Origin of the sequence: Kitasatospora sp. NPDC052868, assembly GCF_044547105.1 — a bacterium.
Lineage (GTDB): Bacteria > Actinomycetota > Actinomycetes > Streptomycetales > Streptomycetaceae > Kitasatospora.
The window spans coordinates 300855-325407 of record NZ_JBITZW010000003.1 but is presented as its reverse complement, the minus strand read 5'-3'; the positions used below and the strand labels follow the sequence as shown (position 1 = coordinate 325407).

At 73.9% G+C, this 24553-nt stretch carries 17 protein-coding genes; 8 read left to right on the top strand and 9 right to left on the bottom strand.

Annotated features, from left to right (window positions below; genetic code table 11):
• The first annotated feature begins 463 nt into the window (after positions 1 to 463).
• Both ACIGZJ_RS07865 and ACIGZJ_RS07860 read left to right on the top strand, forming a co-directional pair.
• Complete coding sequence (locus tag ACIGZJ_RS07865) at positions 464 to 1456, top strand: amino acid ABC transporter permease (protein ID WP_396456433.1); 993 nt, start codon at positions 464 to 466, stop codon at positions 1454 to 1456.
• Positions 1453 to 3384, top strand: a complete 1932-nt coding sequence (locus tag ACIGZJ_RS07860; protein WP_396456432.1) for an FAD/NAD(P)-binding protein — start codon at positions 1453 to 1455, stop codon at positions 3382 to 3384. The genes ACIGZJ_RS07865 and ACIGZJ_RS07860 overlap by 4 nt, the downstream gene beginning before the upstream one ends.
• Before the next feature lie 55 nt (positions 3385 to 3439).
• Here the strand turns inward: ACIGZJ_RS07860 and ACIGZJ_RS07855 are convergent, their stop codons facing one another.
• The gene (locus ACIGZJ_RS07855; RefSeq protein WP_396456431.1) at positions 3440 to 5326 is read right to left on the bottom strand and encodes a protein kinase; all 1887 of its coding nucleotides are present in this window, start codon (positions 5324 to 5326) and stop codon (positions 3440 to 3442) included.
• Positions 5327 to 5494: 168 nt separating this feature from the next.
• Between ACIGZJ_RS07855 and ACIGZJ_RS07850 the strand changes: the two genes are divergently transcribed.
• Positions 5495 to 7780: an FdhF/YdeP family oxidoreductase gene (locus ACIGZJ_RS07850; RefSeq protein ID WP_396456430.1), complete on the top strand. Its 2286-nt coding sequence runs from the start codon at positions 5495 to 5497 to the stop codon at positions 7778 to 7780.
• Between the two features lie 58 nt (positions 7781 to 7838).
• On the opposite strand, the gene ACIGZJ_RS07845 is transcribed toward ACIGZJ_RS07850, so the two are convergent.
• Positions 7839 to 9527, bottom strand: a complete 1689-nt coding sequence (locus tag ACIGZJ_RS07845) for an NlpC/P60 family protein (RefSeq protein WP_396456429.1) — start codon at positions 9525 to 9527, stop codon at positions 7839 to 7841.
• Between the two features lie 335 nt (positions 9528 to 9862).
• On the opposite strand from ACIGZJ_RS07845, the gene ACIGZJ_RS07840 reads away from it, so the two are divergent.
• Positions 9863 to 11053: an anion permease gene (locus tag ACIGZJ_RS07840; protein ID WP_396456428.1), complete on the top strand. Its 1191-nt coding sequence runs from the start codon at positions 9863 to 9865 to the stop codon at positions 11051 to 11053.
• Between the two features lie 26 nt (positions 11054 to 11079).
• Positions 11080 to 11325 carry a hypothetical protein gene (locus ACIGZJ_RS07835; RefSeq protein ID WP_396456427.1) on the top strand — a complete coding sequence of 82 codons (246 nt, stop codon included), beginning with the start codon at positions 11080 to 11082 and terminating at the stop codon, positions 11323 to 11325.
• Between the two features lie 88 nt (positions 11326 to 11413).
• Here the strand turns inward: ACIGZJ_RS07835 and ACIGZJ_RS07830 are convergent, their stop codons facing one another.
• Together ACIGZJ_RS07830 and ACIGZJ_RS07825 are read right to left on the bottom strand one after the other, a co-directional pair.
• Entirely contained in the window at positions 11414 to 12961 is a 1548-nt protein-coding gene (locus tag ACIGZJ_RS07830; RefSeq protein WP_396456426.1) for an MDR family MFS transporter, read from the bottom strand.
• A 115-nt stretch (positions 12962 to 13076) separates the two neighbouring features.
• The gene (locus tag ACIGZJ_RS07825) at positions 13077 to 13553 is read right to left on the bottom strand and encodes a MarR family winged helix-turn-helix transcriptional regulator (protein WP_396456425.1); all 477 of its coding nucleotides are present in this window, start codon (positions 13551 to 13553) and stop codon (positions 13077 to 13079) included.
• Positions 13554 to 13665: 112 nt separating this feature from the next.
• Between ACIGZJ_RS07825 and ACIGZJ_RS07820 the strand changes: the two genes are divergently transcribed.
• Entirely contained in the window at positions 13666 to 14697 is a 1032-nt protein-coding gene (locus ACIGZJ_RS07820; protein WP_396456424.1) for an ABC transporter permease, read from the top strand.
• A 59-nt stretch (positions 14698 to 14756) separates the two neighbouring features.
• Here the strand turns inward: ACIGZJ_RS07820 and ACIGZJ_RS07815 are convergent, their stop codons facing one another.
• From ACIGZJ_RS07815 to ACIGZJ_RS07795, 5 genes are all read right to left on the bottom strand, one after another.
• Positions 14757 to 15971 carry an ROK family protein gene (locus ACIGZJ_RS07815; protein ID WP_396456423.1) on the bottom strand — a complete coding sequence of 405 codons (1215 nt, stop codon included), beginning with the start codon at positions 15969 to 15971 and terminating at the stop codon, positions 14757 to 14759.
• Between the two features lie 91 nt (positions 15972 to 16062).
• Positions 16063 to 16584 (bottom strand): GtrA family protein, encoded by a 522-nt coding sequence (locus tag ACIGZJ_RS07810; protein ID WP_396456422.1) that lies wholly within the window; start codon positions 16582 to 16584, stop codon positions 16063 to 16065.
• Between the two features lie 88 nt (positions 16585 to 16672).
• Positions 16673 to 18145 (bottom strand): hypothetical protein, encoded by a 1473-nt coding sequence (locus tag ACIGZJ_RS07805; RefSeq protein ID WP_396456421.1) that lies wholly within the window; start codon positions 18143 to 18145, stop codon positions 16673 to 16675.
• Between the two features lie 294 nt (positions 18146 to 18439).
• On the bottom strand, positions 18440 to 20830 hold the full coding sequence (gene lon, locus ACIGZJ_RS07800; RefSeq protein WP_396456420.1) for an endopeptidase La: 2391 nt from the start codon (positions 20828 to 20830) through the stop codon (positions 18440 to 18442).
• 159 nt (positions 20831 to 20989) lie between these two features.
• Complete coding sequence (locus ACIGZJ_RS07795) at positions 20990 to 21808, bottom strand: rhomboid-like protein (RefSeq protein ID WP_396456419.1); 819 nt, start codon at positions 21806 to 21808, stop codon at positions 20990 to 20992.
• A gap of 552 nt (positions 21809 to 22360) precedes the next feature.
• On the opposite strand from ACIGZJ_RS07795, the gene ACIGZJ_RS07790 reads away from it, so the two are divergent.
• Both ACIGZJ_RS07790 and ACIGZJ_RS07785 read left to right on the top strand, forming a co-directional pair.
• Positions 22361 to 23098, top strand: a complete 738-nt coding sequence (locus ACIGZJ_RS07790) for a response regulator transcription factor (RefSeq protein WP_396456418.1) — start codon at positions 22361 to 22363, stop codon at positions 23096 to 23098.
• Positions 23099 to 23180: 82 nt separating this feature from the next.
• The gene (locus tag ACIGZJ_RS07785) at positions 23181 to 24311 is read left to right on the top strand and encodes a sensor histidine kinase (protein WP_396456417.1); all 1131 of its coding nucleotides are present in this window, start codon (positions 23181 to 23183) and stop codon (positions 24309 to 24311) included.
• Positions 24312 to 24553: the final 242 nt, after the last annotated feature.

Genomic DNA, 24553 nt, shown 5'->3' with positions numbered 1-24553 from the left:
AGACGGCGAAGGCGGCAGCGTGCGCCTGGACCGCCGTCAGTGGACGGCGGATTCCCGGCCCGCGACGGGGCACCGAGGGAGGGGTCTCCGAAGGAGAGCAGGGCCGGCTAGACGGCCCGCTGCCGGGTCAGCCGCGACATGCCGCGGACCACACCCGACCGAAGTCGATGTGGTCGCGGGTGACCAGGGGCTGCTCGGCGTACATGGCAACAAGTTGAGCAGCGAACGACGCACTACGTCAACCACCCTCTGTTGCCGCACTGTTGCGATCTCCTGTCGCCCCGCGACCACCGTTTCGGCCCCGCCCACCACCCTTGACAGGCGCCGATCGCGCATGCGTACGATCAAGACGGAGTGAGTGCAGTGCCACCCGCGTTGAGGGACGCGGACCGGCGCCGACGGCCGTACGTGACCATCCCCGTACCCCCCGCCCGCCCGCACCTCCCCGCCTGGAGCCCTCCGCATGGCCACCCCGCAGGACGTCCTCCCCTCCCCCGCCCTCACCCCCGTCCGCCGCCCGGCCGCCGAAGCCGCGGACGACACCCGCATCGTCCCCCGCCGCCGGCCCGGCCAGTGGGTCTCCGCCGCCCTCGCCCTGCTGCTGTTCGCGATGGCCGCCAACTCGGTGGTCCGCAACCGGGCCTTCCAATGGGACGTGGTGGCCGACTGGTTCACCTCCGCCTCCGTCCTGCACGGCCTCACCCTCACCCTCTGGCTGACCGGCGTCACCCTCGTTCTCGGCTTCGTCCTGGGCACCGTGCTCGCCACCATGCGGCTGTCCGCCAACCCGGTACTGCGCACCCTGAGCTGGATCTACATCTGGATCTTCCGCTCCACCCCGGCGCTGGTGCAGCTGCTCTTCTTCTTCAACATCGGCGCGCTCTACCCGACCCTCGGCCTCGGCATCCCGTTCGGCCCCGAGTTCGTCAGCGTCAGGACCGTCAACCTGATCGGCCCCACCCTCACCGCCGTCATCGGCCTCACCCTGCTGGAGGCCGCCTACGCCGCCGAGGTGGTGCGCGGCGGCATCCTCTCGGTGGACCGCGGTCAGCTGGAGGCCGCCTCGGCCCTCGGCCTGGGCCGGTGGCGGGTACTGCGCCGGATCGTCGTACCGCAGGCGATGCGCTCGATCGTGCCGACCGCCGGCAACATGCTGATCAGCGCGCTCAAGGGCACCAGCATCATCAGCGTGCTGGCCGTCTCCGACCTGCTCTACTCGGTGCAGCTGGTGTACCTGCAGACCTACCAGGTCATCCCGATGCTGATGGTCGCCACCATCTGGTACATCGCCGTCACCACCGTCCTGTCCATCGGCCAGTACTACGTCGAGCGCCACTACGCCAAGGGCGCCACCCGGGAGGGCCTGCCGCCCACCCCGCTGCAGAAGGCCCGGGCCGGCTACCGCCGGCTGCGCGCCGCCGCCGACGCCGATCCGCGCACCGGGGGGAAGCGTTGACCACCCTGGTGATCGTCGGAGCCGGGCCGCGGGGCACCGGCCTGCTGGAGCGGATCGCCGCCAACGCTCCCGAACTGCTGCCCGCCGACCGGCCGTTGCAGATCCACCTGGTCGACCCATACCCGCCCGGCGCCGGCCGGATCTGGCGCTACGACCAGTCCCCGCTGCTCCGGATGAACTCGATGGCCGAGGACGTCACGATGTTCACCGACGAGCGGTCGACCATCGACGGGCCGCGCCGGCCGGGCCCCTCGCTGGCCGAATGGGCCGCCCGCAGAACGGAGTTCGCCCCGTACCGGGAGATCGCCGACCCGGCCGTCCGGGCCGAGCTGGACACCCTGGCGCCCACCGACTTCCCCACCCGCCGGGCCCAGAGCGCCTACCTGGACTGGGTGTTCCGCCGCGCCGTCGCCGACCTGCCACCGCACATCACCGCCACCGTGCACCGCGACACCGTCCGCCGGATCGACGGACCCGCCGACGGCCCCCAGTCGGTCCACCTCGCCGACCGGGTGCTCACCGCCGACCACGTCGCCCTCACCCTCGGCCACCTCGACTCCGCACCCGCCCCCCGGTACGCCGCCGACGCCGCCTTCGCCGCCCGGCACGGCCGCTTCCACCTCCCGCCCGCCTTCTCGGCCGACGCCGACCTGGCCGGCATCGCCCCCGGCGAGCAACTCGTCCTGCGCGGCTTCGGACTGGCCTTCGTCGACCTGCTGTCGCTGCTCACCGAGGGCCGCGGCGGCCGCTTCGAGGAGACCCCCGACGGCCTGGCCTACCGCCCCTCCGGCCGGGAGCCGGTGATCCACGTCGGCTCCCGGCGCGGGGTGCCGTACCACTCCAAGACCGGCTACCGCCTCCAGGGCCCGCCCGCACCGCTCCCCCGGTACTTCGACGCCGCCGCCGTCGACACCGTCCTCGCCCGCCCCGGCGCCCTCGAACTACGGCGCGACTTCTGGCCGTTGATGGCCAAGGACATCGGCTTCGGCCACTACCACGAGCTGTTCCACGCCCACCCCGAGCGCACCGCCCTGCCCTGGCCCGCGTTCCTCGCCGCGTACGACCGGCACGACTGGTACTCCCCCGAGCTCGACCGGCTCGTCGCCGAGGCCGTCCCCGACCCGGCCGACCGGCTGGACTTCGAGCGCCTCGACCTCCCGCTGGCCGGCGTCGGACTCGGCTCGGCCGAGGAGCTCCAGCACCACCTGCGCGACTACGTCACCCGGGACGCCGAACGGCGCGCCGACCCCGCCCACAGCGCCGACCTCGGCGCCTTCCTCGCCCTGCTCTCGCTCTTCGGCCAACTGCCCCGCGTCCTCGCCTCCGGCCGGCTCACCGCCCGCTCGGTCGGCGAGGAGGTCGACGAGTGGTTCTTCGGCTACTTCAGCTTCCTCGCCTCCGGCCCGCCCGGCTTCCGGCTGCGCCAGCTGCTCGCCCTCTCCGAAGCGGGCGTGGTGCACTTCCTCGGCGCCGGGATCCGGGTCGAACAGGACGAGGCCACCGGCACCTGGCGGGCGTCCGGCGCCACCGTGCCCGGCCACACCGTCACCGCCACCGCGCTGATCGAGGCGTACCTGCCCAAGCACGCGCTGGCCCGCACCCACGACCCCGTGCTGCGCGAACTGCACCGCGCCGGGCGGATCGTGGAGGAGGTGGTCGAGGACGCGCAGTACACCCACCGCTCCGGGCTGCTCACCATCGCGCCGGGCGACAGCCGCGTCCTGGACCCGGCCCTGGGCGGCGCCCCGCACCCGCGGCGCACCGCCCTCGGCCCGCACACCAGCCTGCGCGCGGCCGCCGCGTTCGCCCGGCCGCGCACCGACTCCCCCGGCTTCCGGCAGAACGACGCGGCCGCCCGCGCGCTGCTGCGGGCCCTGGCCGCACAGGAGGCGGCAGCCCTGGCGGACTGCGTGGCCGGGACGCTCTGACCGGCCCGGCCGCGCGGCCCGCCCGGGCCCTGTTCGGCCGAGGCCCTGTCCGGCCCTACGGTCCGAAGATCTCCGCGACCAGGTCCTCGGCCGTGACGTGGTCCGGAGCGGAGAGGATCCAGTCCCCGACCCCCTTGATGCCCGTCCCGCGCTCCAGCGCGCTCACACAGGCGTCGGCCTCCCGGTCACTGGCGAACTCCCAGGCCAGCAGGCGCCGGACCAGCACCACGGCCTCGATCGGGCTCATCTTCGGCCGCCGGCCCGCACGGGGAGCGGCGCCGCGGGCCCGGCGGCCCGGCGCGGCCAGGCGCTGCTGGTAGCCGGCCAGGTCGTGCCAGGCCTGGACGGTGCTCGGGTGCTGCTCCCCCAGCGCCCGGGCGAGGTCCGGCAGGAGGGTGCGCAGCTGGAGGACGGCGCCGTCCAGGTCGCCCCGGTTGGCGGCGTGGACCGCGAGGTCGTGCCGGGCCTTCAGCACCCGGCTGTCGTGGCCGCCCCAGGCCGCGTGCAGATCGGGGAGCAGCTGGGACAGCTGGCGGATCGCGGTGACGCTCTCGCCGCTCTCCCCGATGCACCAGGCCAGGTGGTACCGGGCGCCCAGGGTGTCGTCGTCGGTCGGGCCGAGCGCCGTGCCCATGTCCCCCACCAGCGTGCCGAGCAGCCGGATCGCGCCGTCGAGGTCGCCCGCCTTGCTGAGGTACCAGGCGAAGTCGCGCCAGGCGCACAGGGTGTCCCGGTCGGTGCCGCCGAGCGCGGCGAGCGCGTCCCGGGCCACCGCCTGCAGCTGGATGGCGGACTCCCCGGCGGTCGGCGCCCGGTAGGCGGCGGTCCGGCGCTCGCGCAGTGCCGTCCGGACGTCCTCGGAGCCGGCGGCGGGCGGCGCGGTGACCGGGGGCGTGGTGAGCGGCGACAGCACCGGCTCGGCCTCGACGGGCGGCGCGGCGGACGCACCGGGTACGACGGGCACGACGGGCGGCGCCGTCGGCGCGGGGGGCACCGGGGGCGGCGCGGGCGCCACCGATGCCACCGGCGGCGTCACGGGAGCCACCGGCTCCGGGCGGTCCAGCACGGTCGGGGTCGGCGCCGCGGGCCCGACCGGCCCCATCGCCACGCGCGGGTCGGCCAGCGCGGCCAGCCTCCGCTCGACCACCCGGGCGTCGGCCGGCCGGTCCTGCGGGTCCTTGGCGAGCAGCTCGGCGACCAGCCCCGCCACCCCCGGCGCCAGCCCGAACTGCGCCGGGTCCAGCGCCGGCGGCGGCTCGTTGAGGTGCTTGTACATCAGCACCGGCGTCGACTCCCCGCTGAACGGCCTGGCCCCGGTGCAGAGTTCGACCAGCACGCAGCCGAAGGCGTAGAGGTCCGCCCGCCCGTCGACCCGGCCGCCGGTCCACCGCTCGGGCGCCATGTACGCCGGGCTGCCGATCACCGTCCCGGTGGTGGTGAGCCCGCCCGCCCCGGTGTCCAGCTGGGCGATGCCGAAGTCCAGCACCTTCAGCACCCCGGCCTCGGTGACCATGATGTTGTCGGGCTTGATGTCCCGGTGCACCATGCCCGCGTCGTGGGCGGCGGCCAGTGCGGCGCAGATCTGCCGCCCCCAGCCCAGGCTCTGCGCCGGGTCGGGCGGCCCGGCCCGCAGTACCTCGGTCAGGGTGCGGCCGGTGAGCAGCTCCATCACCAGGAAGGTCACCGGCTGCCCGCCGAGCTCGGCCTCCCCCAGGTCGTGCACGGTGACGATGTTCGGGTGCGACAGGTTCCCCGCCGCGCACGCCTCCCGGACGAACCGCAGCGCCGCCTTCTGCTGGTCGCCCCCGTGGTGCCCGATGACCTTGACCGCCACCTGGCGCCGCATCCGGGTGTCGAAGGCCCGCCACACCACCCCGAAGCCGCCCTGGCCGAGCCGCTCCACCAGCTCGTACCGGCCGTCGAGGACATCTCCGACTCTCACGCGCCCCACCCCTGCCTCTCGAAGCGGTCACACTCTATCGACGCCCGTCCCGCCCGGCCGGAGCCGGTGATGGGGATGGTCCGGACGACTCGGCCGGGTGGAAGGATGGGGGTCGGGCCCCGCGACGGCGCGGCGGACCGGACGAATGACGAGCCGAGGAGCGCAGTCATGGCCAAGCAGGCCCCGCAGAGCGACCCGGCGCAGGACGCCCCCCGGGTGTCCGCGCCCCAGCACGCGGCGGCCGGGCTGCCCGCGGTCGGCCACAGCCTGCGCATGGCCGCCGAGCAGATGGGCGCCCGCCGCACCCTCGCCACCCTGCGCAAGGTCAACCAGCCGGACGGCTTCGACTGCCCCGGCTGCGCATGGCCGGAGCCGGGCAAGACGCACGCCGCCGAGTTCTGCGAGAACGGCGCCAAGGCCGTCGCCGAGGAGGCCACCGAGCGCCGGATCACCGCCGAGTTCTTCGCCGCCCACCCGGTGGCCGAGCTCGCCGGGCGCTCCGGCTACTGGCTCGGCCAGCAGGGCCGCCTCACCCAGCCGATGCTGCTGGACGAGGGCGCCACCCACTACCGCCCGGTCTCCTGGGACGACGCCTTCGAGATCGTCGCCGAGGAGCTGCGCGCCCTCGACACCCCCGACGGCGCCGCCTTCTACACCTCGGGCCGGACCAGCAACGAGGCCGCCTTCGCCTACCAGCTGTTCGCCCGCCGGCTGGGCACCAACAACCTGCCGGACTGCTCCAACATGTGCCACGAGTCGTCCGGCTCGGCGCTCACCGAGACGCTCGGCATCGGCAAGGGCAGCGTCAGCCTCAAGGACCTCTACCAGGCCGACCTGATCATCGTGGCCGGCCAGAACCCGGGCACCAACCACCCGCGGATGCTCTCCGCCCTGGAGCGGGCCAAGCGCGCGGGCGCCACCGTCGTCAGCGTCAACCCGCTGCCGGAGGCCGGGCTGGAGCGGTTCAAGAACCCGCAGAACGCCCGCGGCCTGGTCGGCCACGGCACCAAGCTGACCGACCTCTTCCTGCAGATCCGGCTCGGCGGCGACCTCGCCCTGTTCCGCGCGCTCAACCAGCTGGTCCTGGAGCAGGACGGCGGCGTGGACCGGGCCTTCGTCGAGGAGCACTGCCACGGCTTCGAGGAGTTCGCCGCCGAGGCGCGGACCACCGACCGCGCCGAGGTGCTCGCCGCCACCGGTCTGCCCTGGGAGCAGATCGAGGAGCTGGGCCGACTGGTGCTCTCCTCCCGGAAGATCATCGTCTGCTGGGCGATGGGCCTCACCCAGCACAAGCACTCCGTGCCGACCATCCGCGAGGTGGTCAACTTCCTGCTGCTGCGCGGCAACGTCGGCCGCCCCGGCGCCGGGGTCTGCCCGGTCCGCGGGCACAGCAACGTGCAGGGCGACCGCACGATGGGCATCTTCGAACGCCCCTCGGCGGCCTTCCTGGACTCGCTCGGCAAGGAGTTCGGCTTCGAGCCGCCGCGCGAGCACGGCCTCGACGCGGTGGACACCATCCGCGCCATGCGGGACGGCAAGGTCGGGGTGTTCTTCGCGATGGGCGGCAACTTCGTCGCGGCCACCCCGGACACCGAGGTCACCGAGGCGGCGATGCGCCGCTGCCGGCTGACCGTGCACGTCTCCACGAAGCTCAACCGCTCGCACGTGGTGACCGGTGCCCGGGCCCTGATCCTGCCCACCCTCGGCCGCACCGACCGGGACGTCACCGCCAAGGGCGCCCAGTTCGTCAGCGTCGAGGACTCGATGGGCCAGGTCCACTCCTCGCGCGGCGGTCTGCGCCCGCCCGCGCCGGGCCTGCTCTCCGAGGTGGCGATCGTCTGCCGGCTGGCCCGCGCCGCGCTCGGCCCGCAGGACAGCGTGCCGTGGGAGGACTTCGCCGCCGACTACGACGGGCTGCGGGACCGGATCGCCCGGGTCGTGCCCGGCTTCGACGACTTCAACGACCGGGTCCGCCGCCCCGGCGGCTTCACCCTGCCGCACGGGCCGCGGGACTCCCGGACCTTCCCGACCGCGACCGGCAAGGCCAACTTCACGGTCAACGCGCTCACCGCGCCCGAGGTGCCGGCCGGCCGGCTGCTGCTCCAGACGCTGCGCTCGCACGACCAGTACAACACCACGATCTACGGCCTCGACGACCGCTACCGGGGCATCACCGGCGGCCGCCGGGTGGTGCTGGTCAACCCGGCCGACGCCGCCGAACTCGGCCTCGCCGAAGGGGAGTACGTCGACCTGGTCGGCGAGTGGAAGGACGGCGTGGAGCGCCGCGCGCCGCACTTCAGGGTGGTCCACTACCCGGCCGCCCGGGGCGGCGCGGCCGCGTACTACCCGGAGACCAACGTGCTGGTGCCGCTGGACTCCACCGCCGACATCAGCAACACCCCGACCTCCAAGGCCGTGGTGATCCGCTTCGAACCGGACACCGGGGAGCGCTGAGCCCGGGTACGCCTGAGGGGCGGTGGACCGCGGTCCACCGCCCCTCAGGCATAAGGCTCTAGTTCTGGCCGGACGGCAGCGACGTGGCCGAGGCGCTGCCGCGGGCGGACGCCGAGGCGCTGCCCTGGGCGGTGGCCGAGGCGCTGCCGGTGCCGGCGGGCGTGCCGCTGACGGTGCCGGCCGGCGTCCCGGTGGGCGTGGCGGTCGGCGCCGGGGTGCCCGGGTCGGGCGTGCCCGTCCCGGTCGGGGTGCCGGTCGGCGTGCCCGTCGGCGTTCCGGTGGGCGTCCCCGTCGGGGTGCCGGTCGGCGTGCCCGTGGGTGTTCCGGTCGGCGTGCCCGTGGGCGTCCCGGTCGGGGTGCCGGTCGGCGTCCCCGTGGGCGTGGTGGACGGCTGGCCCGTCCCCGGGTCGGTCGGCGTGGCCGTCCCGGGCGTCGGCGTCCCCGGCGCGGGCGTGCCCGGCTCCGGGGTGCCGGGCGCGGTCGGCGCACCGGGCTCGGGGGTGGCCGCGACCTGGTTGACCGGGCTCGGCGCGATCGGCGTGACGCTGTCCCAGCCCGCCGGGAGGTCCGGCACCTTCCAGGCGCCGCCCTGGTCGTCCGGGGCCGTCTCCGGGTCGGGGCGGACGGCACCGAGGATCGGCATCGAGCCGATCGGCGACACCTTGATCCAGGCGCCCGGCCGGGGCGCCTGGACGACCAGGCCGCCGCCGATGTACAGCGCGACGTGGGTGGCGCCCTCGAAGTAGATGACCAGGTCACCGGGGCGCAGCTGGTTCAGCGGGAGGTGCTGGAGCCGGGCCCACTGCTCCTGGCTGGTCCGCGGGATGGGCTTGCCGGCGTGCAGCCAGGCCTGCGAGGTGAGGCCCGAGCAGTCGAACACGTCCGGTCCGGCGCCGCCCCACACGTAGGGCTTGCCGAGCTGCGCGAGCGCGTAGGCGACGGCGGCCCGGCCGGCCAGCGACGGGGTGCGCTCGCCCTGGCCGAGCGCGCCCGAGGCGAGGAAGGCCAGCTGGGCCTCGTCGGCCTTGACCTTCTCCAGCTTCTCCAGCTCGGCGCGCTGGGCGCCGGTGAGCGAGGAGACCATCTGCTCGACGGCGGCCAGGTCGGTGGCGACCTTGGCCTTGGCGGCGTCCTGCTGGGCGACCAGCGTCTGGGTGTTCTTCAGCGCCTCCTCGTTCTGCTTCTGCAGTCCGTTGAGGGCGTCGCGGTCGGACTTCAGCCGGTCGAGGAAGTCGGACTGGGAGCGGCTGGCCGCGGCGAGCAGCTCGGCGATGGTGACCGCCTCGTACGGGTCCTTGGAGAGCAGCAGCTCGGCGTAGGCGGAGGCGGAGCCGTTGCGGTACTGGGCGGCGGCGAGCTGGGCGGCCACGTCGGTGCCGGCGTCCACCTGCTTCTGCTGGCGGTCCAGGCGGCCCTTGAGCTCGGCGAGCGCGGCCTGCTGCTCGGCGACCTTGGCGACGCTGCCGTTGTACTGCTCGCTGGCGGCCTCGGCGTTCTTGTACAGCTCGTGCAGCTGGTCGAGCAGCGGGCCGAGGGTGGCCTTGGCCTCGGCGAGCGGGTCGGCGCCGGGGGAGGCCGTCAGGGCGCTGACGCCCGGGGTGGCGCCCGGGTCGGGGGCGGCGTACGCGGCCTGGGAGGCCAGCGGGAGCGCGAGGGCGGCGGCCGCGAGCACGGCTCCGCAGCGCAGGGCGGCCCGCACCCACGGTCGTATGCCCGCCGACTCCGCGCGCTGTGCAGCCCCGCCCATGGGTGTGTCCTCCCCGCCCTGCCGATCCCCGGGCTCCCCGGATCCCCGCCGATCCTGCCATGGGTTACCCGCCGGAAACAGACCGCACCCGTACGGGTCGGTGAATTCTCCGGTTCGGCTGTGAGACAGGTCTCAGCAAACCCTCCCGAACCGGGACGTTCTCCACTAATGCCCAGCTCAGCACGGGTGAGGACACCCTACGGAAAGCCTACGGCAACCCCTCCGACACTGTCGGAACCACGAATCCCGATCCAGTTCACCTTCCGTTCACCGAGCGTCCCTACCGTCGCGAGCGACACCAACGTCAGTGCGACAACTACGACGATTGTTTGGGTATGGAACACATCTCGTTCCTGGTGGCCGTTGTGATCATCACGGCGCTCGCCTTCGACTTCACCAACGGGTTCCACGACACCGCCAATGCGATGGCCACCTCCATCGCGACGGGAGCCCTTCGGCCCAAGGTCGCGGTCACCATCGCGGCCGTCCTCAACTTCGCGGGCGCGTTCCTGTCCGTGAAGGTCGCCACCACCATCTCCGGCGGCATCGTCAACGAGAAGGCGGGCATCCACCCCGAGATCATCTTCGCCGCACTGGTCGGCGCGATCCTGTGGAACCTGCTCACCTGGCTGAGAGGCCTTCCGTCCAGCTCCTCGCACGCGCTGTACGGCGGCCTGATCGGCGCCACCGTGGTGGGCGTCGGTGTCAACGGCGTCAACTTCGACACCGTCGTCAGCAAGATCCTGATCCCCGCCGTCGCCTCCCCGCTGGTCGCGGGCCTGGCCGCCTGGGGCGCCACCAAGCTGGCGTACGCGATCACCCGCCGGACCAACGAGGAGACCGCCACCAAGGGCTTCAAGACCGGCCAGGTCTTCTCCTCCTCGCTGATCTCGCTGGCCCACGGCACCAACGACGCCCAGAAGACGATGGGCATCATCACCCTGACCCTGGTCTCGGTCGGCGCCCTGCCCAAGGGCGCGCTGCCCCCCACCTGGGTGATCATCTCGGCCGGCGCGGCCATCGCCCTGGGCACCTACATGGGCGGCTGGCGGATCATCCGCTCGATGGGCAAGGGCCTGGCGGACATCAAGGCGCCGCAGGGCTTCTCCTCCGAGTCGGCCGCCGCGACGGTCATCCTGACCTCCTCGCACATGGGCTTCGGCCTCTCCACCACCCAGGTCTGCTCCGGCGGCATCATGGGCGCCGGCCTCGGCGGCCCCAAGGGCGAGCTGCGCTGGAGCCTGGTCCGCCGCATGGTCTACACCTGGGGCCTGACCCTGCCCGCCGCCGCCTCGGTGGCCGGCGGCGCGGCCTTCCTCGCCGAGCAGGGCAGCTGGGGCGTGGCGCTGGTCGGCGTCACCCTGGTGGCCGGCTCGGGCGCGATGTGGATCATCTCCCGCCGCCAGCCGGTCGGCGCGGACAACGTCAACGACGTGACCCCGGTCGAGACCGTCACCCCGGTCGAGGTGGGCCCGGCCGCCGCCTCCGCCACCCCCACCGCCGCCTCGACCACCGTCGCGGCCTGAGCGCCGACCACCAAGGAACCGACACCATGCACATCAAGTGGAACGCCCTGGCCCAGACCGCCGGCGTCAGCTTCGGCATCACCGTCGCCGTGGTCGCCGTCTTCGCCCTCGGCATCCTGGCCCTGTCCCGCCGCGAGGCCTCCCAGTCCGCCCGCGGCTCGGAGTCCGGCGCGGCCTCCGGCGGCCGGCTGGCCCTGGCCGGCGCGTACACCTGCTTCGCCGCCTGCGCGGCGGCCGTGGTCTACGGGCTGACGCTGATCGCCGGGAAGTAGCACGGGAACCAGCACGGGACGTAGCAGCAGTACGCCGGAGGGCCGGGGAGTGGTGGATCCACTCCCCGGCCCTCCGGCGTGTTCCGGGTCAGTCCTGCTGCGTGGTGCGCAGCACCGTCTCCCGGATGAACAGCACCGTCACGAAGGCCGCCAGCGCGAACGGCGCCGCCACCAGGAAGACCACGCCCACACCGTGCCCGAAGGCGTCCGTCACCAGCGGGACGACCGGGGCGGGCAGCTTGTGCAGGTCCGGGATGCCACCGCCGCCGGCGCCCGAGGCCGGGATGTGCGCGGCCGCCAGGTTCTCCGCCAGGTAGTGGGAGACCTTGTTGTTCATGAGGGCGCCGAGCGCGGAGACGCCCATCGCGCCGCCCATGGTGCGGAAGAAGGTGACCACCGAGCTGGCCGCGCCGAGCTCGCCCCGGGGCACCGTGTTCTGCACCGCGAGCACGAGGTTCTGCATGGTCAGGCCGAGGCCGATGCCGGTGATCGCCATGTAGACGGAGAGCAGCCCGTACGACGTGTCGGCCCGGGCGGTGCCCAGCAGGCCGAAGCCGACCGCCAGCATCAGGGTGCCGGCGACCAGGTACGCCTTCCACTTGCCGTACTTGGTGATCAGCCGGCCGGCCACGGTGGAGGAGACGGCCAGGCCGAGGATCATCGGCAGGGTCATCAGGCCGGCGATCGTCGGGGACTTCTCCTTGGCCAGCTGGAAGTACTGGCTGAGGAAGGTGGTGGCGCCGTACATCCCGACGCCGACCAGCACGCTGGCGAGCGCGGCCAGCACGACGGTGCGGTGGCGGAACAGGCTCGGCGGGATGATCGGCTCGGCGGCCCGCTTCTCGATCACCACGGCGAGCGCGCCCAGCAGCAGGCCGCCGCCGACCATCGCCCCGGTCTGCCAGGAGACCCAGTCGTAGTTCTTGCCGGCCAGGGTGATCCAGATCATCAGCAGGCTGACCGCGCCGGTGACGACCAGTGCGCCCAGGTAGTCGATCCTGACCTTGCGCTTGACCACCGGCAGCTTGAGGGTCCGCTGGAGCACCGCGATCGCGGCCAGCGCGAACGGGATGCCGATGTAGAAGCACCAGCGCCAGCCGAGCCAGGAGGTGTCCACGATGACGCCGCCGATCAGCGGGCCGCCGATGGTGGCCAGGGCGAACACGGCGCCGAAGTAGCCGCTGTAGCGCCCGCGCTCGCGCGGCGGGACCATCGCGGCCAGGCAGATCTGCGCCAGCGCGGTGACACCGCCGGCGCCGATGCCCTGGAGCGCACGGCAGGCGATCAGCTCGCCGGTGTTCTGGGAGAGGCCGGCCAGCGCCGAGGAGGCGATGTAGATGACCAGCGCGATCTGCAGCAGCAGCTTCTTGCTGGCGAGGTCGGAGAGCTTGCCCCAGATCGGGGTGGAGGCGGTGAGGGTGAGCAGCGTCGCGGTGATCACCCAGGTGTAGGCGGACTGCCCGCCGTGCAGGTCGGTGAGGATGTGCGGCAGCGCGTTGGAGACCACCGTCGACGAGAGCACGGCCACGAACAGGCCGAGCAGCAGGCCGGACAGCGCCTCCATCACCTGCCGGTGCGTCATGGGTCGGTCGTCGGCGAGGGCGGCTCCGGTAGCGGCGGGTGCGGCGAGGGTCATCTGGGTCCTTCGGGGTACGGGAGGCAGGGCGCGAAAAACCGTTGCCTCAGGCAACCATAAGCCCGATGGTTGACTAAGGCAACTTTCTTCAAGCCCCGGCAAAGTCCCGGCGCGGTCAGGCCCCGACGCCCTCCCCGACCACGTCGTTGAAGCGGTGCAGCAGCTCGGCGAAGCGCACCACGTCCTCCTCGGGCCAGCCGCCCATCACCTCGCGCACCCGCGCCATCCGGGCGCCCCGCGCCTCCAGGAACCGCCGCCGGCCGTCCGCGGTCAGCGAGACCAGCCCGGCCCGCCGGTCCTGCGGGTCGGCCTCGCGGGCCACCAGGCCCAGCTCCTCCAGCGCCCTGACCTGCCGGCTCACGGTGGCCTTGCCGACCGCGAAGTGCACGCCGACGTCCGTCACCCGCACCGGTCCGGCCTGCTCGATGTAGGCGAGCAGGCTGTACGCCATGCCCTCCAGCCGGGGGTGCACCCGCCGGGACATCTCCGCCACCCGGGCCCGGCCGCGCCGGAACAGCAGCGCGACCTCGCGCTCCACCGCCATCAGGGGTTCCTCGTCGCCGGGCGCACCGGCCGCACTTGCCGCACTCACCGCGCCAGTATCCCGCAGCGGCCATGGCCGGAACCCGGCGCGGGATCCCCGACCGACCAACTACTTGATGATATGAAGTATCCGTTTTTCACTCATACGTTAGGAGATGTCGATGACCGCCCCACGGCAGGGACTCGTCGCCGAACTGAAGGATGCGGTCACCCCCCGCACGGCGCTGCTGGTGATCGCCGTGCTGCTGCTCCAGCTCGGGTTCATCACCTCGTACGTCGGCGCCCTGCACGACCCCAGCCCGCACGAGCTGTCGATCGCCGTGGTCGCGCCGCCCCAGGTCTCCCCCAGGCTGGTCGAGGCGCTGGAGGCGGTGCCCGACGACGCCGTACGGGCCGTCACCGCGCCCGACGCCGCGACCGCCACCGAGCGGATCAAGGACGAGAAGATCTACGCCGCGCTGGTGGTGGACCCGACCGGCACCGAGGACACCCTGCTGGTCGCCAACGCCCGCGGACCGGCCGCCGCCCGGGCCGCCGAGACCATCGTCACCGCCCTGGACAAGTCCCAGGGCCGGACGGTCAAGGTCCAGGACGTGGTGCCGCTGGCCAAGGGCGACACCAACGGGCTCTCCTCCTTCTACCTGGTGATCGGCTGGTGCGTCGGGGGCTACCTGGTCGCCTCGATCCTCGGCATCAGCGCCGGTGCGCTGCCCGCCAACCCCAACCGGGCGCTGATCCGGCTCGGCAGCCTGGCGCTGTACTCGGTCGCGGCGGGCATCGGCGGCGCGGTCATCGTCGGATCGGTGCTGAACGCCCTGCCCGGCTCGATCTGGGGGCTGGCCGCACTGGGCGCCCTGGTGGTCTTCGCGGTCGGCGCCGTCACCATGGCGCTGGAGTGCCTGTTCGACATCATCGGCATCGGGATCGCGGTGCTGCTCTTCGTGGTGCTCGGCAACCCCAGCGCGGGCGGGGTCTTCCCGCCGCCGATGATGCCGCCGTTCTGGCGGGCCATCGGCGCCTGGATCCCCAACGGCGCGGGCACCGACGCGGCCCGCTCGATCGCCTACTTCGACGCCGCCAACCTCACCATGCCGCTGCTGGTGCTCGCCGTCTGGGCGGCGCTCGGCGTCGCGGTGACCTTCGTCGCCGTGCTCCGCAGGCCGCGCTACGGCCGGGAGCTCGTCCACCCGTAGCCGGGACGCCGGGCCTCCTCGGGCCTCAGGCCTCCTCGGGCCTCAGGCCTCCTCGGGCCTCAGCCCTCCAGGCGGCCCGGGTCGGCGACGATCGCCCGCACCACCCCGACCGCCGCACCCAGCAGCGGTCCGCGGCGCCCCAGCCGGGAGACCGTCAGCCGGTCCTCCGACCAGGGGCGGACGGTCACCCGGGCCGCCAGCTCGGCCCGCATCGCGGGCAGCAGCCAGGGCGCCAGCTGGGCGTAGCCGCCGCCCAGCACCACCTCGGCCGGGTCGAGCAGATTGACCGCCCCGGCCGAGGCGATGCCCAGCGCGGAGCCGGCCCCGGCCAGCGCCGCCCGCACCTCCTCGTCCCCGGCCTCGGCCCGCTCGGCGAGCAGCGCCACCCAGTCGCCCCGGACGCCCTCAAGGCCGGCCGCCCGCATCACCGCCGTCTCCCCCGCGTACTGCTCCAGGCAGCCGTACGCCCCGCAGGCGCAGAGCGGCCCGTCCGGGCGGATCGGCACGTGCCCCAGCTCGCCCGCGTAGCCGCGCGCCCCGCGCAGCAGCCGGCCGTCGACCACGATCGCCGAGCCGACCCCGGCCTCGGCCGAGACGTGCAGGAAGTCGTCCGGTGCGCCGCCCAGCCAGAGCTCGGCGAGCCCGCCCAGATTGGCCTCGTTGTCGGCGCCCATCGGCAGCTCGGCCAGCTGCTCCGCGCCGGCCGCCCGCAGTGCGAGCCGCAGCTCGGCGGCGATCGACACGTCCAGCCAGCCCAGGTTGGCGGCCCGCTGGAGCACCCCGCCGCCCGTCCCGACCAGCCCGGGCACGGCCAGCGTCAGCCCGGCCGGGCGCAGGCCTGCGTCGACGGCGGCCCGGCGCAGCAGCTCGGCCAGGTCGGCCATCACGGCGGCCGGCCGGCGGTCCCGGTTGCGGATCTCCTGCCGGCGCCAGGCCCGGACCTCGCCGCGCAGGTCGACCACGCAGGCGCCCAGGTGCTCGACCCCGATCTCGGCGCCGAGGCCGCCCGGCCCCTGCGGGTCGAGGCCCAGCGCGGTGCCGGGCCGGCCGACCTTGCCGCTGGGCGCGGCCGGGCCCTCCTCGACCACCAGGCCGGCGCCGATCAGCTGCTCGGCGAGCGAGGAGACGGCCGCCCTGGTGAGCCCGGTCTCCGCGGCCACCTCGGCCCGGGAGCGCGGGGAGCGCGCGATCACGCCGAGGACCAGGGCCAGGTTGGACCGGCGCATGCCCTGCTGGCTGGCGGGCCCGGCCGGGGGCCGTTCCGTCTCGCGCATCGCCTTCACCCCGCTCCCGCACATCCCGATGGGCCCGGATGCTTGCAGCGTAACCGCGTTCCGCCGACCGCTCCCAGCATCGCGATCGGATCTAGCCGGCCTGCGCCGGCTGCTCCATCCGGGTGGCGGCCGGGTCGGGGCGCCGGGTGAAGACCCAGCGCTGCATCGCCCAGTAGCGGAACAGCATCGCGATGAAGGTGCCGACGACCATCCCGCTGAGGAAGTCGGCGACCTCCTGGGTGAACGAGTCCACCTGCGGCTCGCGCAGGTCCAGGACGTAGCGCGAGAGGATCAGCGGGATGTCGTTGACCCCGATCGCCACCACGCTGACCAGCAGGAACAACAGCACCTCGCGCTGGCGCCCGTTCGCCCGGAAGGACCACTGGCGGTTCAGCACATAGGAGACGGCGGTGGCGACCACGGTCGCGATGGTGAGCGCCACCACCGGCTTGTGCTGCAGCACGGTGAACTTCAGCGAGAAGTTGATCACCGTGGTCAGCGCGAAGCAGGTACCCCCGACCAGCAGGAACTTCACCAGCCTGCGGTGCCTGACCAGGAACGGGCGCAGCCCGGCCGGCACTCTGGCCAGGGCTCGCTGAGTGGGGGACGGCATCCTCGCAGTCTCGCACGGCGTCCCCCGCCCCTCCCGTCCGGCGCGGGGCCGCTCCTCCCGCCCGGCCGGGCGGGAGGAGCGGCCGGTCCTACTGCGCGGCGATCCGCAGCACCCCGGTGGTGGTGCCCTGGTAGACCACGCCGCCGGGCGCGATCGAGCCGACCATCTGGAGCGTGTCGTACAGGAAGCCCGCGCCGGTGTACTTGGTGCGCACGACCGCCCCGCTGCCCGGGTCGACCTCCGCGTAGTAGTAGGGGTCGAGCACCGAGGCGGCCTGGGTGCCGGGGATGACGGGGTTGCGCAGGACGGTGTGGATCAGCCCGTCGGCGGTGCTGAGCCGGGGGACGGCCGCCGAGCGCACCCGGTTGTCCCAGGCCAGGTCGCAGCCGGAGCCGTCGGCGCGGACGTCGACCCGGCTGAGCCCGCCCTCGAAGGCGCCGGACGACGGCACGCTGGGGCCGGCGTCCTCGGGCAGCTTCGGGTACGGGTAGCCGTAGGTGGAGGCGACCAGGACGGTGTTGCCGACGGCCACCGGGGAGTTCTCGCTGCCGCTGCCGCCGGCCCGGAGCACCGGCACCGAGCAGACCGGCGAGCCGTCGGAGGTCCGGTAGACCAGCAGGTTCACGGTCGGGGCGGCGTTGTCGACGATGGTGAGGTAGTCGGTGCCGGTCCGCGGGCCGAAGAAGGTCGGGGTGGAGCCGGTGCCCCAGCTGAGCTGGCCGGGCTTGCGGCCGGGCCCCCGGTCGTAGGCCTGGCGCCAGGCGATCTGCGGGGTGCCGTCGGCGGCGGCGGTGAGCAGATAGGTGGCGTGCGTGGTGGCGACGGCGGTGCCGGCCGGGGCGGTGGAGATCGAGTTGGCGACCTTCTCCCCCGCGGGCAGGGCGAGCGAGCGGACGGCGCCGGTGCGGTCGTCGGCGGTGCCGACCACCCCGCCGCCGGTGGCGAACCAGACCCGGCCCTGCCAGTCGGGCGACACCCCGGTGACGGCGTCGTCGGCGGGCACCGCGCCGGCCAGCGACAGCCGGCTGTCGACGGTCAGCGTCCAGGCGCCGGAGGCGGTGCGGTGGTGGCCGATCCGCAGCAGGTTCCGGTCCCCGTCGACGGCCACCAGGCGGTTCTCGTCGTCCAGGTAGGCGTAGACACCGCCGAGCAGCGAGCCCTTGGCGAGCGGCAGCTCGGTGATCGAGCCGCCGTCGGCGGGGTCGAGCAGGTGGACGGTCGGGGTGAGCCCGAAGATCGTGGTGCAGAGCGCGACGGGGAGGCCGTCGGAGCCGACCAGCACCGTCGGGCAGGCGGACTGCAGGGCCACCCGGTCGGAGCCGAGCGGTCCGGCCTTCGGCCCGGGCAGCGGGGTGGCGTCCGAGGAGCCGGTGTCGCCGTGCATGGTGGCGGTGCCGTCGGGGCCCGCGTACGGGTTGTGCGGCGGCATCGGGCCGAAGGCCGGGCCGGCCTGGACCGGCAGCGGACCGGGGGCCGGGTCGGCGTGGGCCGGGCCGGCGGCCACCGGCAGGAGAGCGGCGGCCGCGAGTACGGCGGCGCGCGTGGGCAGCGCGAAGCGCATGGAGATGTCCCATCGGATGAGTGGAAAACGGTGTACCGCGCACGGCGGTGCGTTCCACCCGGCTGGGGCGTCCCGGCGGGGGCCGGGCGGATCACCGCACTGGTCAGACGGCGCGGCGACAGATCGCGGAGCATGCGTACGCCAGGTCGACGTCGAGTCGACGGCTCAGGTACACATGGCGATTCACCCCGTCAGCGTGTCGCACTGACGGGGTGTCTCACAAGGGCCGTCTCAGAGAGCGGGCCGCGGCCCGGCGGGGCATCTCCCCCCGCCGGGCCGCCCGGTGATCCTCCGTCAGGCCGCCACCAGCACCTCGGCCGGCTCCAGGGCCAGCTTCAGCACCTCCCGGACGTCCGCGACCGGGTGGACGGTGAGCCGCTCCAGCACCTCGGCCGGGACGTCGTCCAGGTCGGCCTCGTTGCGCTTGGGGATGATCACCGTGCTGACCCCGGCCCGGTCGGCGGCGAGCAGCTTCTGCTTCACCCCGCCGATCGGCAGCACCCGCCCGGTCAGCGAGACCTCGCCCGTCATCGCCACGTCGGTGCGCACCCGGCGGCCGGAGAGCAGTGAGGCCAGCGCGGTCGTCATGGTGATGCCGGCGCTCGGGCCGTCCTTGGGCACGGCCCCGGCGGGGACGTGCAGGTGGACGCCGCGGTCCCGCAGCGAGGTGACCGGCAGCTCCAGCTCGGCGCCGCGCGAGCGCAGGAAGGAGAGCGCGATGTGCGCGGACTCCTTCATGACGTCCCCCAGCTGTCCGGTCAGGGTGAGCCCGGTGCCGCCGGTCTCGGCGTCGGCGAGCGAGGCCTCGATGTAGAGGACGTCGCCGCCGGCGCCGGTCACCGCGAGTCCGGTGGCCACCCCGGGGACGGCGGTGCGCCGCTCGGCCGGCTCCTGGGCGGCCTCGGGGACGTGGTGCGGCCGGCCGATCAGGGCCCGCAGCTCGTCGGCGCCGATCGCGGCGGGCAGCTTCCGCTCGCCCAGCTCGCTCTGCGCGGCGACCTTGCGCAGCACCCGGGCGATCGAGCGCTCGAGGTTGCGGACGCCCGCCTCGCGGGTGTACTCCCCGGCCAGCCGGCGCAGCGCCGCCTCGTCGACCGCGACCTCCTCGCTGCGCAGGCCCGCCTTCTCCAGCTGGCGCGGGAGCAGGTGGTCCCGGGCGATGACGACCTTCTCGTCCTCGGTGTAGCCGTCGAGCCGGACCAGCTCCATCCGGTCGAGCAGCGGCTCGGGGATGGCCTCCAACACGTTGGCGGTGGCGAGGAAGACCACGTCGGAGAGGTCCAGCTCGACCTCCAGGTAGTGGTCGCGGAAGGTGTGGTTCTGCGCCGGGTCCAGCACCTCCAGCAGCGCGGCCGCCGGGTCGCCCCGGTAGTCGGAGCCGACCTTGTCGATCTCGTCCAGCAGGACGACCGGGTTCATCGAGCCGGCCTCCTTGACGGCCCGCACCAGGCGGCCGGGCAGCGCGCCGACGTAGGTGCGCCGGTGGCCGCGGATCTCCGCCTCGTCCCGGACGCCGCCGAGCGCGACCCGGACGAACTTGCGCCCCATGGCGCGGGCCACCGACTCGCCGAGCGAGGTCTTGCCGACGCCGGGCGGGCCGACCAGCGCCAGCACCGCGCCGCCGCGTCGGCCGCCGACCAGGCCGAGCCCCTGGTCGGCCCGGCGCTTGCGCACCGCGAGGTACTCGACGATCCGGTCCTTGACGTCGGCGAGACCGGCGTGGTCCGCGTCCAGCACCGCGCGGGCGCCGGCGATGTCGTAGGCGTCCTCGGTGCGCTCGCTCCACGGGAGCTCCAGGACGGTGTCCAGCCAGGTGCGGATCCAGGAGCCCTCGGGCGACTGGTCGGAGGCGCGCTCCAGCTTGTCGACCTCCTTGAGGGCGGCCTCGCGGACCTTCTCGGGCAGGTCCGCGGCCTCGACCCGGGCGCGGTAGTCGCCCTCCTCGTCGGCCGGGTCTCCGTTCAGCTCGGCCAGCTCCTTGCGGACGGCCTCCAGCTGGCGGCGGAGCAGGAACTCCTTCTGCTGCTTGGCGACGCCCTCCTCGACGTCCTTGCGGATGGTGTCGTTGACCTCCTCCTCGGCGAGGTGGTCGCGCAGCAGCGTCAGCGCGTACTCCAGGCGGGCCGTCTGGTCCGCCTCCAGCAGCACCTTGAGCTTCTGCTCGGCGGTGGCGAAGGGCGCGTAGCCGATGTTGTCGGCCAGCTCGCCGACGCCCTCGATCTGGGCCACCCGGTCGACGATCTGCCAGGCGCCGCGCTTGCGCAGCCACTGGGTGGAGAGCGTCTTGTACTCCCTGACCAGCTCGGCGGAGCGGCCGGTCAGCGGGGTGGCGACGGCGGACTCGCGGAACGGCGTGGTCTCCACCCAGAGCGCGGCGCCGGGCCCGGTGGTGCCGACGCCGATCCGGACCCGGCGCACGGCGCGGACCAGCGCGGCCGGGTCGCCGTCGGCCAGCCGGCCGACCTGCTCGACGGTGGCCAGCGTGCCGACGGCCGCGTACGAGCCGTCCACCCGCGGGACGAGCAGTACCTCGGGCCTCCCGGCCCCGGCCGCCGCGCGGGCGGCCTCGACCGCGGCGCGCACCTCGGTGTCCTTGAGGTCCAACGGGACGACCATGCCCGGGAGCACGACCTCGTCGTCGAGCGGCAGCACGGGCAGGGTGAGCGGTGTGGACGTCGATGCCATGATCTCTCCCCAGTCAGCGAAGTTGAGCTGACCTGACTAAGGTTTGGCGGGCGCCGGATGTTCCCGGGGATTCGTTCGCCGTGAGCGAACAGGGAAGGAGCCCTCGGGGCCTGTCAAAAAACACTCTGCGGCGTGCCCGGCAAGATCGACCGGGCAGGCCTACGCGCGGTCGAGGACCGCCGCGCCGGAGCCGGACGCCCGCGAGGCCGCCGGCTGGGCGCCGGGCGCCACCCGGGAGCGCCGCAGCGGCAGCCGCCGGCCGGGGCCGCGGCGCAGCCAGCGCCAGAGCGCCACCCCGGCCAGCAGCGCCACCGGGTGGCCGACCCCGGTCACGAGGTCCCGGTCGGTGAGGATCTGGTCGGCGATCAGCACCCCGGCCCCGCCGAGCACCGACAGCCTGCCGCCGGGCGGGAGCAGCCCGGCCAGCGCGCCCAGGCTCGCCAGCACGCCGTAGCTGACGCCGATGTCCAGGTGGTCCAGCGCCGCGGACTCCATCCGCCCGGTCGCGACCGCGGCCAGCACCACCGCCTGGGACAGCACGGTGGCCGTGACGTGCCCGATCGCGAACACCGCGGCCGCCCGGCCCGCCCCGACCCGGCGCTCCAGCGGGGCGATGGTGAAGGCGAAGGCCCACAGGTAGGGCATCCAGACCGGACCGGCGACCCAGAAGCCGCTGAACAGCAGCGCGCGCACGGGATGGTGCAACAGGTTGTGCCCGTCCGAGCTGGACGCCTCCTGGAGGCGCAGCACCAGCTCCGGGTCGGCGAGCCTGGCGAAGGTGGTGGTGGCTCCGACCACCGCGAGGTAGCCGAGCGCGAAGGGGTTGCGCCGGGGCGTCGGCACCCGGGCCAGGATCCAGTCGGCGACGCCGGCCCGCAGACCGAGGCGCAGCATGCCGTACGGCGGCCCCGCGGCGGGCCCGACCTGCGGCCCGGGGCGCGATCCGACCCGCACCGCATCCTTGCGCAGCTCCGCCATGCCGTCTCCGCTCCAGACCCCGCAGCCACCGGACCCGTCCGATGCCCAACGTACCGGCGCGCGCCGGAGATCCCACCCCCGCGACTTGTCGTGACCACGGTACGTCCCGGTCCTGGGAGCCAGCTGGGAATACCCCGTGAAAACGGTGTCCGGCCCGGGCTCGGCATTGGTACGGACCTGCACTCCGTTTACGCACGAGTAGTGGCCCTGACCGGCGGCTTGGCGCCGAATCAACTGCATACGTACCGTTACGGAGTGAAAAATCGCCGGGTAAGGTATCGCCCCGTGCCCACTTGCGAGTGGGCCCGAGGGCGGCCGGACAGCCGGCCCACGGGCCGGAAATGTCCGGTCCACCTGCCGGGAAGCACCCGTTGTCCGTACGCTGCGAAGTGTGCGGGAGGGGTGGGCGGTCCACACCCGTCCCCCTGATCCGCACACACGACGGAGCGGGACGGCGGACCCGGCACAGTCCACGACGGAACAAGACTACGAGCGGAGCCCCGCCATCCCCACAGGTGGCCGGCCCGCAGCCCTGGGGGCGGTGGCGTGACCGTGACAGAAATTCAGCAGGACAACAACAACAGCGGCGGCACGGTGAGCAGCCAGCGCAGAGTGCTGGTGGTGGAGGACGAGCCGACGATCGCCGAGTCGATCGCGGCCCGACTGGGTGCGGAGGGCTTCAAGGTCGCCGTGGCCCACGACGGCCCTGGCGCCGTCGACGGCTTCCACACCTGGCAGCCGGACCTGGTGGTCCTCGACATCATGCTGCCCGGCTTCGACGGCCTTGAGGTGTGCCGCCGGATCCAGGCCCAGCGCCCGGTGCCGGTTCTGATGCTGACCGCGCGCGACGACGAGACGGACCTGCTGGTCGGCCTCGGCGTCGGAGCCGACGACTACATGACCAAACCCTTCTCCATGCGCGAGCTGGCGGCCCGGGTCAACGTCCTGCTGCGCCGCGTCGAGCGCGCCCAGCAGGCGGCCAGGACGCCCGCACTCGGCAGCCTGCGCTTCGGCGAACTGGAGATCGACCACGTGCAGCGCCGGGTCCGGCTGGCCTCGGGCGACGTCCACCTGACGCCGACCGAGTTCGACCTGCTCGCCTGCCTGGCCGCCCAGCCGCGCGCGGTACTCACCCGCGAGCAGCTGCTGGCCGAGGTCTGGGACTGGACGGACGCGTCCGGCACCCGCACCGTCGACAGCCACGTCAAGGCGCTGCGCCGGAAGATCGGCGCCAGCTGGATCCGCACCGTGCACGGCGTCGGCTACGCACTGGAGGCCCCGCTCTCCTAGCGGCGCCTCGGGCACCGGGCCTCCGGGGGGCCCGTGTCCCGAACCGCCGCTCGGACCACCGCGGGGGACCCACAGGGGACCCATGACCTTTCCACAGCAACGCAACGGGGACGCCGCCGGAGCGCGGCCGCCCACACTGGCCACCCGCGCCGCCCGCCGGGTCTGGGCCGACATCCGGCCGCTCGACCCGGTCCGGTCCATCAAGGGCAAACTCGCCCTCCTGGTGATCGTCTCGGTCTTCCTGGCCACCGGCATGGTGGTCGTCGCGATCCGCTCGGAGACCCAGATCCGGATCATCATGGTCTTCTCCATGATCGCCTCACTGCTCTTCATGCAGTTCCTCGCGCACGGGCTGACCGCCCCGCTGCGCGACATGACCGCCGCCGCCCGCGCGATGGCCTCCGGCGACTACAGCCGCCGGGTCGAGGTGGGCTCGCGCGACGAGATCGGCGAACTGGCGGCCACCTTCAACCAGATGGCGTCCGACCTCGAGGCCGCCGACCGCCACCGCCGCGAGCTGGTCGCCAACGTCTCGCACGAGCTGCGCACGCCCATCGCCGCGCTGCGCGCCGTGCTGGAGAACGTCGTCGACGGCGTGGTCCAGCCGAACCCGGCGACCCTGGGTGCCGCCCTGGAGCAGACCGAGCGGCTCGGCCGCCTGGTCACCCACCTGCTCGACCTGTCCAAGATCCACGACGGCGTGGTCGCCCTGGACGCGCGCCCCTTCGAGGTGCGCGAGTTCCTGGACGGCGTGCTGCGCGGGGTCACCGTGGACGGCGCGACGGCCGGCGGGGCGTTCTCCCGGCGCGGCGACGTCCGGCTGGCACTGGAGGTCAGCCCGACCGGCCTGACCGGCGTGGCGGACCCGGAGCGGCTGCACCAGGTGGTCGCCAACCTGGTCGACAACGCCTGCAAGCACTCCCCGCCCGGCGGCACCGTGACGGTCCGCGCGCGGCCCGGCGACGGGCCCGGCGACCTGCTGCTGGAGGTCGAGGACGAGGGCCCGGGCATCCCGCTCGCGGACCGCGGCCGGGTCTTCGAACGGTTCAGCCGCAGCGGCACCGCCACCGCCCAGGGGCCCGGCTCCGACGGCGGCACCGGCCTGGGGCTGGCCATCGCCCGCTGGGCGGTGGACCTGCACGGCGGACGGATCGAGGTGGCCGAGGCCCCGCGCGGCTGCCGGATCGAGGTGCGGCTGCCCGGGCAGCGGTGAGCCGCGGGCGGGCGGGCGCCGGGCCCGGGTCGGTCGACGTTCGCCCGCATGTCACAGAAGCGACACAGTGGTATACGGATCTTGGGCGATCACTATGTCCGGATTCGTCCTGATATGGGGGCCGATCGGCGATGATCGGTTCCCTTCCCATGCGGCTTTCTAACGCACATTTTCAGCCAAACTGCAGGTCAGGACTGTGATCTGGGCGACGCCTGAGCCCTGGGGACTGCGCGATCACTGGT

Excerpts from the sequence above, each read along its gene's own strand:
- lon (WP_396456420.1), bottom strand. The coding sequence starts at position 20,830 with ATGGCATCGACGTCCACACCGCTCACCCTGCCCGTGCTGCCGCTCGAC.
- ACIGZJ_RS07835 (WP_396456427.1), top strand. The coding sequence starts at position 11,080 with ATGCACATCAAGTGGAACGCCCTGGCCCAGACCGCCGGCGTCAGCTTC.
- ACIGZJ_RS07840 (WP_396456428.1), top strand. The coding sequence starts at position 9,863 with ATGGAACACATCTCGTTCCTGGTGGCCGTTGTGATCATCACGGCGCTC.
- ACIGZJ_RS07845 (WP_396456429.1), bottom strand. The coding sequence starts at position 9,527 with ATGGGCGGGGCTGCACAGCGCGCGGAGTCGGCGGGCATACGACCGTGG.
- ACIGZJ_RS07850 (WP_396456430.1), top strand. The coding sequence starts at position 5,495 with ATGGCCAAGCAGGCCCCGCAGAGCGACCCGGCGCAGGACGCCCCCCGG.
- ACIGZJ_RS07795 (WP_396456419.1), bottom strand. The coding sequence starts at position 21,808 with ATGGCGGAGCTGCGCAAGGATGCGGTGCGGGTCGGATCGCGCCCCGGG.
- ACIGZJ_RS07785 (WP_396456417.1), top strand. The coding sequence starts at position 23,181 with ATGACCTTTCCACAGCAACGCAACGGGGACGCCGCCGGAGCGCGGCCG.
- ACIGZJ_RS07805 (WP_396456421.1), bottom strand. The coding sequence starts at position 18,145 with ATGCGCTTCGCGCTGCCCACGCGCGCCGCCGTACTCGCGGCCGCCGCT.
- ACIGZJ_RS07865 (WP_396456433.1), top strand. The coding sequence starts at position 464 with ATGGCCACCCCGCAGGACGTCCTCCCCTCCCCCGCCCTCACCCCCGTC.
- ACIGZJ_RS07815 (WP_396456423.1), bottom strand. The coding sequence starts at position 15,971 with ATGCGCGAGACGGAACGGCCCCCGGCCGGGCCCGCCAGCCAGCAGGGC.
- ACIGZJ_RS07810 (WP_396456422.1), bottom strand. The coding sequence starts at position 16,584 with ATGCCGTCCCCCACTCAGCGAGCCCTGGCCAGAGTGCCGGCCGGGCTG.
- ACIGZJ_RS07830 (WP_396456426.1), bottom strand. The coding sequence starts at position 12,961 with ATGACCCTCGCCGCACCCGCCGCTACCGGAGCCGCCCTCGCCGACGAC.
- ACIGZJ_RS07820 (WP_396456424.1), top strand. The coding sequence starts at position 13,666 with ATGACCGCCCCACGGCAGGGACTCGTCGCCGAACTGAAGGATGCGGTC.